Annotated in this window: 14 protein-coding genes; 10 read left to right on the plus strand and 4 right to left on the minus strand. The window is 57.7% G+C overall.

The window, feature by feature from the left end; genetic code table 11:
• Positions 1 to 373: 373 nt before the first annotated feature.
• From IMCC21224_RS24410 to maiA, 10 genes are all read left to right on the plus strand, one after another.
• Positions 374 to 1,369 (plus strand): dihydrodipicolinate synthase family protein, encoded by a 996-nt coding sequence (locus IMCC21224_RS24410; RefSeq protein ID WP_034453093.1) that lies wholly within the window; start codon positions 374 to 376, stop codon positions 1,367 to 1,369.
• Positions 1,369 to 1,968: a 2-hydroxychromene-2-carboxylate isomerase gene (locus IMCC21224_RS24415; RefSeq protein WP_047998174.1), complete on the plus strand. Its 600-nt coding sequence runs from the start codon at positions 1,369 to 1,371 to the stop codon at positions 1,966 to 1,968. The genes IMCC21224_RS24410 and IMCC21224_RS24415 overlap by 1 nt, the downstream gene beginning before the upstream one ends.
• A 22-nt stretch (positions 1,969 to 1,990) precedes the next feature.
• On the plus strand, positions 1,991 to 2,896 hold the full coding sequence (locus tag IMCC21224_RS24420; protein ID WP_009505771.1) for a VOC family protein: 906 nt from the start codon (positions 1,991 to 1,993) through the stop codon (positions 2,894 to 2,896).
• Between the two features lie 99 nt (positions 2,897 to 2,995).
• Positions 2,996 to 4,222 (plus strand): NAD(P)/FAD-dependent oxidoreductase, encoded by a 1,227-nt coding sequence (locus tag IMCC21224_RS24425; protein ID WP_047998175.1) that lies wholly within the window; start codon positions 2,996 to 2,998, stop codon positions 4,220 to 4,222.
• 93 nt (positions 4,223 to 4,315) lie between these two features.
• Positions 4,316 to 4,975 (plus strand): OmpW family protein, encoded by a 660-nt coding sequence (locus tag IMCC21224_RS24430; RefSeq protein ID WP_047998176.1) that lies wholly within the window; start codon positions 4,316 to 4,318, stop codon positions 4,973 to 4,975.
• A 52-nt stretch (positions 4,976 to 5,027) separates the two neighbouring features.
• Positions 5,028 to 5,636 carry a glutathione S-transferase N-terminal domain-containing protein gene (locus tag IMCC21224_RS24435; RefSeq protein ID WP_047998177.1) on the plus strand — a complete coding sequence of 203 codons (609 nt, stop codon included), beginning with the start codon at positions 5,028 to 5,030 and terminating at the stop codon, positions 5,634 to 5,636.
• A gap of 64 nt (positions 5,637 to 5,700) precedes the next feature.
• Positions 5,701 to 6,660, plus strand: a complete 960-nt coding sequence (locus tag IMCC21224_RS24440) for a TAXI family TRAP transporter solute-binding subunit (protein WP_047998178.1) — start codon at positions 5,701 to 5,703, stop codon at positions 6,658 to 6,660.
• 64 nt (positions 6,661 to 6,724) lie between these two features.
• Positions 6,725 to 8,665: a TRAP transporter fused permease subunit gene (locus IMCC21224_RS24445; protein WP_255348007.1), complete on the plus strand. Its 1,941-nt coding sequence runs from the start codon at positions 6,725 to 6,727 to the stop codon at positions 8,663 to 8,665.
• A gap of 1 nt (position 8,666) precedes the next feature.
• Positions 8,667 to 9,374, plus strand: coding sequence for a fumarylacetoacetate hydrolase family protein (locus IMCC21224_RS24450; RefSeq protein ID WP_047998180.1), 708 nt, complete (start codon positions 8,667 to 8,669; stop codon positions 9,372 to 9,374).
• Entirely contained in the window at positions 9,371 to 10,018 is a 648-nt protein-coding gene (gene maiA, locus IMCC21224_RS24455) for a maleylacetoacetate isomerase (protein WP_047998181.1), read from the plus strand. Before IMCC21224_RS24450 ends, maiA begins: the two co-directional genes overlap by 4 nt.
• A gap of 35 nt (positions 10,019 to 10,053) precedes the next feature.
• Here maiA and IMCC21224_RS24460 read toward each other — a convergent pair whose 3' ends face one another.
• From IMCC21224_RS24460 to IMCC21224_RS24475, 4 genes are read right to left on the minus strand one after another with little or no spacing between them, the layout of a single operon-like run.
• On the minus strand, positions 10,054 to 10,956 hold the full coding sequence (locus IMCC21224_RS24460) for a hydroxymethylglutaryl-CoA lyase (RefSeq protein ID WP_009505780.1): 903 nt from the start codon (positions 10,954 to 10,956) through the stop codon (positions 10,054 to 10,056).
• A complete protein-coding gene (locus tag IMCC21224_RS24465; protein WP_047998182.1) occupies positions 10,953 to 12,179 on the minus strand; it encodes a CaiB/BaiF CoA-transferase family protein in 1,227 nt (408 codons plus the stop codon). The genes IMCC21224_RS24460 and IMCC21224_RS24465 overlap by 4 nt, the downstream gene beginning before the upstream one ends.
• 22 nt (positions 12,180 to 12,201) lie before the next feature.
• On the minus strand, positions 12,202 to 13,059 hold the full coding sequence (locus IMCC21224_RS24470) for a fumarylacetoacetate hydrolase family protein (protein WP_009505782.1): 858 nt from the start codon (positions 13,057 to 13,059) through the stop codon (positions 12,202 to 12,204).
• Between the two features lie 48 nt (positions 13,060 to 13,107).
• Positions 13,108 to 14,346, minus strand: coding sequence for a cytochrome P450 (locus IMCC21224_RS24475; RefSeq protein ID WP_009505783.1), 1,239 nt, complete (start codon positions 14,344 to 14,346; stop codon positions 13,108 to 13,110).
• Positions 14,347 to 14,373 lie beyond the last annotated feature (27 nt).

Below are 14,373 nucleotides of genomic sequence, written 5' to 3' on the forward strand. Positions count from 1 at the left end.
CGAGATAAAACCCCCCTCGGCTCTGCACAACAAAGCCCTATAGTATGCGCAAGATCAGCAGCCCCGCGCGATCCTGTCTCGCGCAAGGCGGATGTTCTCTGGTCAGCCCATCCAGATGTTCAACGCCTGGTTGCGGGGGGTCGGCGCGGCGCCAAGCGCGACCTCTTTGCGGCGCGAGGGCCTGCCGATCTCAATATCCAGAAGCGGCTTGACAGGTACCATTTGCAGTTAGTAAGCATGCGTAGGTCATCCAGGGGGAGGGATGTTCGCCTAGTTTCGCGACGCATCGTATGCGCGCTTTACATTCTTTATGCTCTCCGAAAATTTACTGAGCTGCGTGAAGATGTCGCGCACAATCAAACGAGGTGGCGAAATGTCCGCGAAGAGAACTCTGCTTACTGTAGACGATGTAACTGGCTGTTGGGCAATTATGCCGACCCCGGCCAAGGACGACGCAAGCGACTGGCGCACCGAGTTTTCCGTGGATCTGGACGAAACGGCGCGTGTCGCAAATGCTCTGGTGGAATCCGGGGTGGACGGTATTCTTGCCTTGGGTACATTTGGCGAAGGCGCCACGCTGACCTGGGAAGAAAAAGAAGCGTATGTGCGCACGGTGGTGGATGCAGTGGCCGGGCGGGTTCCCTTTTTCGCCGGCACTACCAGCCTGAACACCCGTGAGACCATTCGCCAGATGCGCATCGTGCGTGACATCGGCGTTGATGGCGTGATGCTGGGCATTCCGATGTGGGTGGAAGCCGACACCGCAACCGCGGTTCAGTTTTACCGCGATGTAACCGAAGCATGTCCCGATGTGGCAATCTGTGCCTACGCCAATCCCGAGGCGTTCAAGTACGAGTTCGGTCGTGCCTTCTGGGCCCAGGTTTCCGATCTGCCGCAGATCGTCTCGGCGAAATATCTCAACATGGGTGGGCTGTACCCAGATCTTAACCTGTCGAAGCGTCGCATTCGCCTGATGCCCCTCGATGTGGATTACTATGCCGCAGCGCGTATCGACCCCGATCACTGCACCGCCTTCTGGACAAGCGGCGCAGTGTGCGGCCCTGAGCCTGCGATCCTGCTGCGCGATCTTATGGAGAAGGCGCGCAAGTCCGGAGACTGGGCCGAGGCGAAAGCACTGACCGACCGGATCGGCATGACCTACAAGACGCTGTTCCCGAACGGGTCGTTCAAGGAATTCTCGCGTTACAATATCTCGATTGAGAAGATCCGGATGGACGCTGCGGGTTGGATGAAGGCGGGTCCTTGCCGTCCCCCCTATCATGTCACGCCGGAGCCGATCCTTGAGGGTGGGCGCATTGCGGGTCAGAAGTGGGCTGAACTCGCTGAAAGCCTGCGGGCGGGCAATTGATGCGAAAGCTGGACTTCTACTTCGATTTCATGAGTCCATTCGCTTATCTGGCCTTTCAGAAGTTGCCTGAGATCGTGCAGGATCATGGGATTTCCATCGTCCTGCACCCGGTCGATCTGCCTCGTCTGAAAGTCCTCGCCGGCAACACCGGCCCGGCGAATGTCAGCATACCGATCAAGATCGCCTATCTGCGCGAAGATCTCGACCGCTGGGCGCTTCGCTATGGTGTGCCTTTGGCATTTCCGGCCTCGCTCAAGTCCGCGCAGGCGAATGCCGCGGCAGTGCGCGTGATCGAGACGGTCTCGGCAGAGCAGTCTCAGCGCTTTGTGAAACTCGTCTGGGATGAAATCTGGGGGCGTGGGGGCGATCCGGAGGATCCGGGGATCATTGAACGCGCCAGCGCTGAAATCGGAGCGGACCCCGCTCCGCTACTGAACTTCGCCCGCTCCGGCGACGCTGCGACAAGGTTGGAGAGCTTGACGCAGCAGGCCAGCGAGGCTGGCGTATTCGGTGCGCCAACCATGGTTCTTGGTGACAAGATGTGGTGGGGGAATGATCGCCTCGATTTTTTAGCGGAAGCTCTGAAATCGGGCGTATAAGACAAACAAGGGAGATATCGATTTGGCTTTACAGAAACTTTCGCACGCGACTCTGCGGGTCCCGGATCTTGAAAAATCGGTTGAGTACCACAAGTCGGTGCTGTGCCTCGAAGAGGTCACGCGCGCCGATGGCACGGTCTATCTTACTTGCGGCATCGACGGGATGTTCGATGTTGCGCTGACCGCGGGCGGCACGGGCTGTGAGAGCCTGGCAATCGCGGCGGACGATGAGGAAGATCTGACCCGGATCCGCAAGGCGGTCGAGGCCGCGGGTGTCGCAGTCCGCGACATGAGCGATTGCGAACCCGGTGTCGCTCGCGCCATCGAGTTCGATCTTCCGCCCCAGGGGCAGAAGATGCAGATCGTCTTGATCGACGAGTCCCATCGTCAACATTACTACTCTCCGGGCGCGCGTCAGAAGAACCTGCGCGGCGGACTGGCACCGCAAGATCTGGACCACATTACCCTGCGCGCCGGATCGGACGTCACGACGACGATGAACTTCCTGTGCGACGTCATCGGCTTCCGCGCTTCGGATGTCGTCGAATTCCCCGGTGGACAAGGTCGTATGGCCGCTTGGCTCCATGTGGGCGACTATCATCACGACGTGGCTATGTTTGCCGGTGCGCCGCATGAAACGCTGGATCACCTGGCCTGGACGTTCCCGAATATCGAGCACATGAAGATGATGCTTGACCAGATGGCGAACTCGGACGTTGAGACCGAAGCCGGGCCTGGGCGTCATGGTGTCGGCAACAACCTTTACTCCTATTTCATCACGCCGGATGGAAATCGCTACGAACTTTCCGGAGAGATGCCGCGCTGCGTTGATCGCAAAGCTGGCCCGAAGCTCTGGCGGGCCGACGAGCCCGGCATTTTCAGTGCATGGGGCGCCCCGTTCCCCGAAAGCTTCAAAACCGGCTCCTGATCCCTGGTATCAGGAAAGCGGCGGCCCAGCTGCGCCTAGGTTCAAAATTGCCGAGAGGTACTGCTACCTCTCGGCTCTAGACGGAAAAACGGAAAAGACATGAGTACGGACTCCGCCATCAATCACATCGTCATTCTCGGCGCAGGACAGTCAGCCGCATCCGCAGCGAAGACGCTGCGAAATGGGGGATATACAGGTGATCTGACGCTAATAGGTGAAGAAAATCATTTACCTTACGAGCGGCCGCCGCTGTCCAAGGCGCTTTTGACGGGGACAGCAACAGAAGAAAGTGTCTGCCTGCTTACGCAAAGTTTTGTCGAGCAGCATGATATCGACTTCCGAAGAAATGTCAGTGCCAGAAGTATTGATAGGGAAGCGCAGCACGTCATTCTCTCGGATGGCGCTCAAGTGCCTTATGATCGGCTTCTGATTGCAACGGGAAGTCATCCGCGTCATTTGGGCAATGACCTGGACTCCAAATCGAACGTTTTTTATCTGCGAACGATTGAGGATGCCAGGGCGATCCGTTCCGCGCTTGTGCCTGGCGGCACGCTTCTGGCACTCGGTGCCGGTTGGATCGGCCTGGAAGTGGCGGCTACCGCCCGCCGACTTGGCATGGATGTCGTCGTCGTCGAAATGGCGGATCGGGCCTGCGGTCGAAGCTTGCCGAACGAGGTCGGTGAAGCCTTGATCAAGTTGCACGAGGGGCACGGGACGCGTGTACTTCTGGCGACGCAGGTCTCGACGATCGAAGGGACCGACAAAGTCGAACGCGTCACGCTGAACAACGGAGAAGTTCTCGATATCTCGGCAGTGATCGTGGGCATCGGTGCAGTGGCAAATGATGATCTTGCACGCGCGGCCGAGCTTGAGGTGGTGGACACCGGCGGTATCGTCGTGGATCGGTTCACCCGCACATCCGATCCGCACATCTACGCAAGCGGCGATGTCGCTGTCGTCAAGGTAGGTGCGAATCTTGTCCGTTTTGAATCTTGGGCGAATGCACAGGATCAAGGCGTTGCAGCAGCCAAAAACATGCTGGGTCAGGACATTTCCTATGAACCGAATACATGGTTCTGGTCGGATCAATACGACATCAACATTCAGATGATCGGCCGTATTACCGACCCCGGAGCGACCGTTCACACGCGTCCCGGTGAGAATGGCAGGTTCACGAACTTTTACGTCACGAATGGTCGGATCGACGGAGTCATCACATTCGGGCAGCCGCGCGACATGTCCTTTGCGCGCAAGTTGATCCAAAAAGGCTATGAAGTCACGGGCGACGAGTTGGTGACAACAGAGAACTTGAGGAAACTCATCTGAAGTATTCAGGTTGCCGGAATTGGGAGATTCGGCAACCTGTCTCGCGCGCTTTCTAGACTGAAATCTCATTGATGCTGACCGGGAGGATAAAGCATGGGCAATAACGTATATACAAAGTCGGCCTTAGCGGCCGTACTTATCGCAACTCAGGGTGGATGGGCGGCCGCAGAGGAACAAGCCTTTGAAGGGTGGTATCTTCGGACAGGCCCCGCAGGGGTGTTTTTCAGGCCAAGTGCCGACCTTTCCATCGGCGGGGCATCTGTGCCCGGAGCGGATGTCAAGGTAGACGAAAACTATGCCATTTCGGTGGATATCGGCTATCGCTTTAGTAAACAGTGGTCGGCTACCTTGACGATTGGAACCCCGCCGGAAGCGGAGTTGCGCGGGGCTGGCAGCCTGCCCCCGGTCGAGCTCGGCAAATTGCGCTATGGTCCTTCGGTCCTGGCCGGTCAGTACCATTTCAAGTCAAACAATCCGCGCTTTCAGCCATATATCGGGGCCGGCCTGAACTATGTGGTCAATCTTGGCGAAAGCGATGGGGCGGCATCGGACCTGGAAGTCAAAACCAAGGTTGGTCCGATGGTGCAGATCGGCTTTGAATCGATGGTCACTGAAGACGTCGGTCTTTACTTTGATGTGAAGAAACTCTGGGCCGAAGCCGATGTCTCCGGATCTATCGGTGGCGCACCATTCGATGCGGAGGTCACGCTCGATCCGCTCATCGTTGGTACTGGAATAATCTGGCGGTTTTAGGATTGCGCACGAAGTGCATTCCGACCGCAATTAGACCCTAAAGGAGCCGCGTATGAAACTCTACTATATCCCTGGTGCTTGCTCGATGGCGGCGCATATTGTCGCACTCGAGACAGGCATTCCGCTCTCGTTCCACAAAGTTGACATGTCCGAGAAAGGCAAGTTCGTTGATGGGGAGGACTATGCCAACATCAGCCCGACATCGCTGGTGCCGACCCTTATTCTCGATGACGGCAACAAGCTGACCGAAGCGGCCGTCATCATGCAATATCTGGCAGCGCAGGTTCCCGAAAAGAACCTTGCGCCGGATGAAGGGATGTTGCACTGGCGACTTCTGGAAGTTCTCAATTTCCTGTCGACGGAAGTTCACAAAAATTTCACGCCGTTGTTCAATCCTTCTCTTCAGGCCGACGCCCGGCAGCTGTTTGAAGATCTGTTGAAAAAGCGTCTGAGCTATCTTGCGGAAAACATGATCGGTCAATCGGGGTATCTCGTCGGCGACGATTATACGATCGCGGATGCTTACCTCTTCACGCTTCTGGGCTGGGCGCAATTCCAGAAAATTGACCTGGGTTTTGCTCCGGCGCTGGGAGAATATGCCGGTCGTATCGGTTCTCGTCCCGCAGTGATCCAGGCATTGAAAGACGAAGGCTTAGCGTAAAACAACCAAAGAGCGCGGCCCTCGCCACGCCGGACTTTGACCATGGTTCGCAGGGAGAAACCAAATGAAACGCATACGACATACCCTATTTGCAGCGCTCGTCGCGCTATCGTCGCCGGTGGCAGCACAAACTGTCTCGTTCGCGACGTCACCGCAAGGTTCTGTGTGGAATACCATGGCAGGGGCCATCTCGAACGCCGCGCGCGGCGAGGGCCAAAACATCATCGTGCAGCCTTTCGGCGGGAATGCCATCACCATGGAGGCGCTCGACAGCGGTATTGCCGAATTCACGCTCAATGACGCCAACGATGTCTATACAGCGGTCACCGGCACTGGCGACTATACCAGGGAAATGCCGAAACTTCGGATCGTCGCGCAGATCAATACCTTCCCGGTTGGGCTTTTTGTGCGCGACGACTCCCACATCAAATCGCTTGAGGATCTGCGGGGCAAGCGCTTTCCGGTTGGCTGGAATGCCTTCCCCCTCAGCATTCCGTTGACGCAAGCGATCATCGCGACCGCCGGGCTATCGCTCGACGATGTCACGCCTGTTCTGGTTCCCGAATTGATCAGGGGCGCCGATGAGTTCATTGCCGGAAGGGTAGATACCGCGTTCTTCGCGGTCGGCGCACCAAAGGTTGCCGAAGCCAACGCCGCATTGGGGGGCATCCGATATCTGGGTATTGATGCCAACGAAGAAACCCTTGCTGTGGTGCGCAAATACCGCCCCTACTACTACTTCACCGAAGTTTCACCCAGTCCGGTGCGGGTTGGTATCACCGAGCCGATCCAGATGATTGCCTGGGACAATGTGCTCGTCGCAGGGGAACATGTCTCCGATGAAAGCGTGACGGCGATGCTGACCACAATCTTTGATCGCAAGGAAGATATCGTCGCAAGCTATCCCCCGCTCGCGTCCATATCGCTTGAAACCGCCTACCGTGAGTATTCCGGACTCGAATACCATCCCGCGGCGGTTGCCTTCTTCGAAAGCCGCGGCGTCGAGCAGGTGCCTCAGAAATAGGTCCGGCCATTTAGGCTCGCTTTTATAGGACACCGACAAGATGTCTTCCATGGACCAGACTATCATGACTCCCGCAGAACGGGTTCGGCGCCTTGTCGTGCCCGTTCTCGCCGCGCTTCTGACATTGGCGGCGTTAGTGCAAGTTGCGAATGTACCGTCAATGTTGGGATACCTGTTCTATACCGAACAGTTCCTTGCTGTGGTCCTTGCCCTTGGACTGCCCGTGGTATTTCTTGGCAAGAGCCGCGATGGCAATCGGACGATACCGCGCATACTGCTCATAGCCTCTGACTGGATCTTTGCGGCGCTGAGTTTCGGCGCGGCGCTTTACCTCGCGCTGCGCTATCCCGAACTCGGCAGCGCTTGGCTCGCGAAACCGGTTGATGCGATGGTGGTGGCCGCGCTTCTGTTGCCGCTGGTCCTGGAAGCGTTACGTCGCACTACGGGCTGGACGCTTGTAATCCTCGTGATGCTGATGCTCGCGATCGGGCTGTTTGGGCATAATCTGCAAGGCACCCTGCAAACCCGTCAAGTCGATGCGGATCGGCTGTTTCTCTATCTCATCTTTGACGCAAACGGCCTCCTTGGCCTTACGTTGAATGTCGCGGCGACAATCGTGATCGCTTTTGTGTTCTTTGGCGCGCTGCTGATGCGTTCGGGTGGGGGAGAGTTTTTCAACGATCTTGCCAGTTCTTCCATGGGCAGCCGTCGGGGCGGTGCGGCAAAAGTGTCTATCATCGGTTCCATGTTGTTTGGAACAATTTCGGGCGTGGTGGTTTCAAACATCGTCGCCACCGGGGTCGTAACGATCAAATTGATGATCAATTCCGGGTTTTCGCGCGCCCGTGCCGCAGCGATTGAGGCCGTCGCTTCGACGGGCGGGCAGATAGTTCCTCCCGTGATGGGCGCGGTTGCATTCCTTATGGCTGACATCCTTCAGCGGCCTTATTCCGAGATCGTCATTGCCGCCATTGTTCCCGCCTTTCTCTATTATCTCGCATTGTTCATTCAGGTGGACATTTCGGCGGCGCGCGACGGAATCAAACCTCTTGACCGCAGTCAATTGAAATCCCTGGGCGAGGTTATGCGCAAGGGCTGGCCCTTTACCCTTCCATTTGCCGCCATCATACTTGCGATATTCCAGTTTAATCAGCGAGCGGAATTTGCGGCATTGATCGGTTCGGGACTGGCCTTGCTGGTCGGTATTTATCCCGGCTATGGAGGGCATCGGATCAGGTTGCGCCAATTTGCCAGTGCGCTAAGTGAAACCGGACGCTCATTGACTGACATTCTGATGATTTCCGCCGCAGCGGGTCTGATAATCGGCATGCTCAACGTCAGTGGGTTTGGATTTGCGATGACGGCATCTCTGGTCACCCTGGGCGGCGAAAGTTTGTTTGCGCTGTTGCTTATAGCTGCCGTCGCCAGTCTAATTCTCGGAATGGGTATGCCGACGATCGGTGTTTATCTGCTGCTTGCTGTGCTGATCGCTCCGGCATTGGTGGGAACGGGTATTGATCCTATCGCCGCGCATCTCTTCATATTCTATCTCGGTATGATGTCGATGGTAACACCGCCAATCGGTATCGGCGCGTTCTTTGCCGCCGTCATCGCCAAGGCGCCGCCAATGAAAACCTCACTGGAAGCGGTACGGCTGGGATGGACAGCGTACATTGTACCCTTCATTTTCGTTTTCTCACCGGCACTGCTGCTCAATGGTGATCCGGTCGAGGTCGTCATTGCGGTCGTAACGGCCAGTCTGGGCGTCTATGCAGTGTCTGCCGCCTTTGTAGGCTGGATGGCGGGGCGGCTGAGCATCGGCATCCGCCTGCTTCTCGGATGTGCGGGGGCGGCGCTACTCATCCCCGCTGCGCCGGGTGACAACATGACGGTCGCACTCAACGCAAGCGGCTTCCTGCTGCTTAGTGGGCTGTTCCTGACATTTCGGGCGCGATCGCGTCATTCAGTGAACATCCCTGCCAATGTAACTTCGCATGAGGAATAATATGGCTTTCGTCTTTGATCCAATCCCCCAACCTTCAGTTGCCGTGGCGGGGAGCGATGATCGGCTGCCAGTGCGCCGCGTCTTCTGCGTCGGCCGCAACTACGCCGCGCATGCAAGAGAAATGGGCAAGGATCCTGACCGTGATCCGCCGTTCTTTTTCACCAAACCCGCTGACGCTGTCGTGGATTCCGGTGTCGCGGTGGCTTATCCTGCCGAGACCTCGAATTTTCACTACGAGGCCGAGCTGGTGGTTGCCATCGGGAAAGCTGGCCGGGACATTCCGACCCAGCACGCCCTGGACCATGTCTGGGGCTACGCTGTCGGAAATGATTTGACGCGCCGCGACCTTCAGCTTGCCGCACGCGAGCAGGGTCGGCCGTGGGATTGGGGCAAGGCCTTCGACTTTTCGGCAGTGATTGGTCCCGTTCATCCTGTCGCACAGGTTGGCCATCTCGGGCGTGGGCGTATCTCGCTGTCCGTCAACGATGTGCTGAAACAGGACTCGGATCTGGCAAATCTGATCTGGTCCGTTCCAGAGATCATCTCGATCCTGTCGCAGTCGATGGAGATGAAGCCAGGCGATATCATCATGACCGGAACACCGGAGGGGGTTGGGCCGCTGGTTCCCGGCGATCATTGCGTGATCGAGATCGAGGGACTTGGCAAGATCGAAACGCCCATCACCGAACGCGTGAAAGGACAGGCATGACACTTCGTCTGCACAATTTCTTTCGTTCGTCCACGTCGACCCGTCTCAGGGCAGCTCTGAACCTGAAGGGACTGGCATACGATTACGTTCCCTATGCGTTGCGGAAGGGAGAGACTCGCACGCCCGAGTTCTTGCGCCGTAATCCGCAGGGTCTGGTACCCGTCCTCGAACTCGAGGACGGTCAACACCTGACCCAGTCCCTCGCCATCATCGAATGGCTTGATGAAACCCATCCGCAGCCGGCGCTACTGCCCCGTGATCCAGAGGCCCGCGCCCGCGTTCGCGCGCTGAGCTACATGATTGCCATGGAAATCCATCCCCTGAACAACTTGCGGGTGCTGATGCGCGTTGGTGAGCAGTTCGGGGCTGACGAAAACGCGCAGAAGGCATGGTTCACCCATTGGGTGAATCTGGGCTTTGACGCACTGGAGGCCGAGCTTTCACAAAACCTTGAAACCGGCCGTTTCTGCTGTGGTGATGAACCGGGAATGGCGGATATCTGTCTGTATGCGCAGGTCTGGAACAACCGGCGTTTCGACATTCCACTGGACGCCTGGCCGACCATCGCACGTATCTATGCTGCGTGCGACGCCCTGCCCGCCTTCAGCGACGCCGCGCCATCAAGGCAACCCGACGCCCAGTGACTGGACCAGACATGACCTCCGGATAACTCCGGAGGTCATGCACAGCCGGCGAGAGCTTTGCGAACGCGACCGCCGGCAGACGCGCCGGGGATGCACGCGCCGTCTTTTGCAATCTCGATCAACGCGGACAAATCCACATTCGTCTGGATTCCACGCCGCTCGAACATCCAAACAACATCTTCGGTTGCAACATTGCCGCTTGCGCCAGGGGCAAAGGGACAGCCGCCAAGTCCGGCAAAGGCCGCATCCACGACGCGCACGCCAGCCTCCCAAGCAGCGTGGACATTGGCCAGGCCAAGTCCGTAAGTGTCATGGGTGTGCACAGCCCAAGAGCCCACTTCCGGAAATCGAGAGATCACGGCGTCGAATACCTCCCCGACTTGATCGGGAACCGCTTTGCCGGTCGTATCACACAGCGCGATCTCCGCCGTCGGAGCGAGCGGAATCAGTTGATCGAGCAACGTCAACACCTGTTCTGTTCCGATCCTCCCCTCAAACGGGCAGTCGAACGCTGTCGCTATATTAAGGCGCAGTGAAATGCCCGGAGGCAGGTCAGCGATCATCGCTGCATAATCGGACACCGACTCTTCCGGCGTACGACGCACATTGTTCCGATTATGGCTTTCAGATACCGACAGCACATAGGCAAGCGATCGAGCTCCAAAGGCCAGTGCCTGCCGCGCCCGAGACGCCGTGGGAATGAGAACCTGCCCGTGCACACCCGGCACGCCTTGGCTTGCGGCAATAACATCTTTGGCATCGGCCAGTTGTGGCACTGCCTTGTCGCTGACGCAGGACGTGATTTCGAACCGTTCCAGTCCGGTCGCAGCAAGCCGCTCTATGAACTGGATCTTGCGCTCTGTCGGGATAAAAGGAACAATTCCCTGAAACCCATCTCGGGGGCCAACTTCGACGATGGTGACCGGTCGCGCCGTCATGTGATGACCTTTTCCGACCGTAGCCGACCGATTTCCTGCGCCGTCATGTGGGCAAACTCGCGGAGGACATCATCAGTGTCTTGCCCAAGGTTTTGGCCGGCAAAACGAATGGCTCCGGGGCAATCCGGTAGGTGCGGCACGATTCCGGGGTGGAGGACCGTGCCCTGTTCGGCATCCGTGACCTTGCGGATCATACCGCGCGCCTGGAATTGCGGGTCCGCGACAATTTCGGCGGCGGTGTAAATCAGGGTCGAAGGAATGTCCGCTTCGGCGACTATGCGCGCCGCGTCGTTTGCGTCGTGCTGTCGGGTCCATTCCGCTATGGCTGCGTCCAGCCGGTCAGCCTGCGCCACGCGGCCGGAATTGGTGGACAGTTCTGGATCGGAGGCGAAGTCATCGCGACCGATCAAAGCCATCAGGCGACCAAAGAGAAGGTCGGAATTGGCAGCGATCAAGAGCCAGCGACCATCCCGCGTCGGATAGGCGCTGGTGGGTGCGGCGGTCGAAATGCGCGCGCCCGTCGGTTTCTTGATCTGGCCAAGCGCACCGTAAGCAGGCAGCATATCCTCCATCAGGCTCAGCACACTCTCGGTGAGAGCCACATCGACCACATGACAGGACGCGGATTTGTTCTCTGCGCGGCCCAGCAACTGGGCCAGCACGCCGATTGCAGCATAAAGCCCGGCAACCGAATCCCCCAACGAGACCCCCACCCTGACCGGCGGCAAATCGCTTGTCCCCTGAGGATGGTCTGTCAGGTAGCGAAGACCGCCGATTGCCTCGCCAATAACGCCAAATGCGGCGCGATCCCGTTCGGGACCGTTTTGCCCGTAACCCGAGATATGGGCGACCACAAGACCCGGGCGCAGCGTTTCGAGAACCTCGTAAGAAAGGCCAAGTCGTGCAAGCGCTCCGGGGCGGAGGTTTTCGACCAATGCATCGCAAGACGCGATGACTTTTTGGACGGCCTCCAGCCCCTCAGGGGACTTGATGTCGATCGCGACGGAACGCTTGTTGCGAGCGTGTACGCTCCACCATAGCGAGCGATCGTTCTGTTTCGCTCCCCAGTCTCGCGCGGGGTCTCCAGCGGGCGGCTCGATTTTTATGATCTCCGCGCCAAGGTCGCCTAGGATGCGCGTGCAAAATGGCGCCGCGATGTAATGCCCGATTTCCAGAATTCGAATACCGGAAAGCGGGCCGAAAGAATTGGGTTTCGGAGTCAACTTACGTCCTCGGGAAACTGTATCAGGAAACTTGTATCGACATTGAGCCGATGCCCTCGATCCACGCGTCGATGGAGTTGCCAGGAGTGACTGGCCCAACGCCTTCGGGTGTGCCCGTATAGATCACGTCGCCCGGATGAAGGGTGTAGAAACTCGAAGCCATTTCGATTAGTTCGGGAATACTCAGAACGAGATCACGCGTATTGGCCTTTTGCCGTACCACGCCATCTACAGACAATTCCATGTCGAGATTTCCCGAATCGTTGATCTCATCCGCAGTCACAAGCCACGGGCCGAGCACCGAGTATGTATCAATCGACTTGCGCATACTGCGTTCTTCGGACCCGCGAACCGTCATGTCGAGACCGATCGCGTAGGCGGCGACATGATCAAGCGCCTGTTCTGCTTTGACGCGGTCCGCGGTGCGCCCGATGATCACGGCAAGTTCAAGCTCGTGGTCCGTGCGTCTTTCGGGGAAGCGCACAGCAACCGCGTCCGAAGCGCCAATCAGGCTGCTGGTCGCCTTCAGAAAAAGCCCGACCTCCTGAATGACACGCACCTGCGCTGCATTGTTTTGATGGATTTCTTCCTGCTCGCGCGCTTCTTGCAGATGTTTGGTGTAGTTTACCGGCGCAGCTACCAGCTTGCCGGGATTGGCGACCGGCGGGTGCAAACGAACATCGGAAAGCGGCTTGCGCGCGCCGGACTGGCTTGCTGTTTCAATCGGCGTTTTCAGTTCGGACAAATGCGAAATGAGCCGGTCCTGCCGTGGCAGCGGATACCGCAGCGGGGCAAGTTCGTCGAGTGCCGACGTGACATCGATGACAGTTTCACCGTCGATAAGGCCGATCCGGTCCTCATCAAAAATGCAGAGTTTCATGTAGTTATCTTTCAGCCAGCGGCTTTCGATGGCGCTTCGGTGTTCGCGTCACGCGAGGCGCAGCGGCAGGTCGGCGAGACCACGGAACCGCGTGTTGTGATTGAAATGCGCAGGTCCCGTCCGCTCTATGGTCTTGAACCGCCGCAGAACTGCCGGCACAGCAACAGATGCCTCAAGCCGCGCGAGGGGACGGCCAATGCAAACATGAATGCCTGCACCGAAACCCATATGATTGTTGGGCTTGCGCGCAAGGTTGAGCTTTTCAGGATTGTCGAACACCCGGTCATCCCGATTTGCAGAGGCCTGGCAAATTATCACCTCGGTGCCTTTCGGGATTGTGCCGTTTCCACTGTCGAGTTCGATGTCGCGCGTCACGCGGCGGCCTTGAAGCTGGAGAGGCGTGATAAACCGGACCAGTTCTTCAATCGCAACGTTGACGGGGACGTCGCCGTTGCGCATTTGCGCCATGGCTTCGGGGTCATCCAGAAGATAGTGGATCGATTGCGAAATCAGGTTGGTGGTGGTTTCGTGACCGCCGTTCAGTGTGACGATGCACATATGCAGAATTTCATCGTCGCTAACCGTGACGCCATTCCGCTGAGCAGCGACCATCGCGCTTAGCACATCGCTCATCGGGTCGATGTCACTGCTGCGCTGGCGTTTTTCGAGGAAGGGACGCAGGTACGACTTGAATTCCGCAGTGGCATCGTGCCCTTCCGCGATCACCTCGGCCGGGACAGCGGGGTTCAGCGGGAAAAGAACCTTGCGTCCGACGCCCTGGATATAGTCCGCATCTTCGACAGGGACGCCAATCAACTTGCAGATAACAGCAACCGGCAGCCGAAAGGCGAAGTCCGACACGAAGTCGATATCGCGTTTTTCGGCGACGACATCGAGATATTTCTCAACCGTTTCTTCGATAAAGCCCCTCACGGATTGAATGGACGCCTGCGAAAAAAACGGGTTGACGATGTTGCGCAGCCGGTCGTGATCCGGTGGATCGCGGAAAAGCATCGTGGATGTGTGATGCTCAAGAAGCGGACCTTCGCCAAACCGCTGGCCGAATTGTTCCCCTTTGAACACCTCTCCGCTGATGTCGCGCCAGACCTGCCGAACATCTGCATACCGGGTCAGCAGCACGCTGCCGTCGGAATTCCAGTGAGCGGGATCGGCGTCGCGTAACAGCCGAAAATAGGGATATGGATTTTCGAAATACTCGTCCGGTACGTTGAGCAAGTCGAAGGATTTTGCAGCGTCTGTGTCCGCTGTTTCTGTTTTCAGGGTCATATCTCAACTTTCTTGCCGTTACCCCGG

It is taken from the genome of Puniceibacterium sp. IMCC21224 (assembly GCF_001038505.1).
Lineage (GTDB): Bacteria > Pseudomonadota > Alphaproteobacteria > Rhodobacterales > Rhodobacteraceae > Puniceibacterium.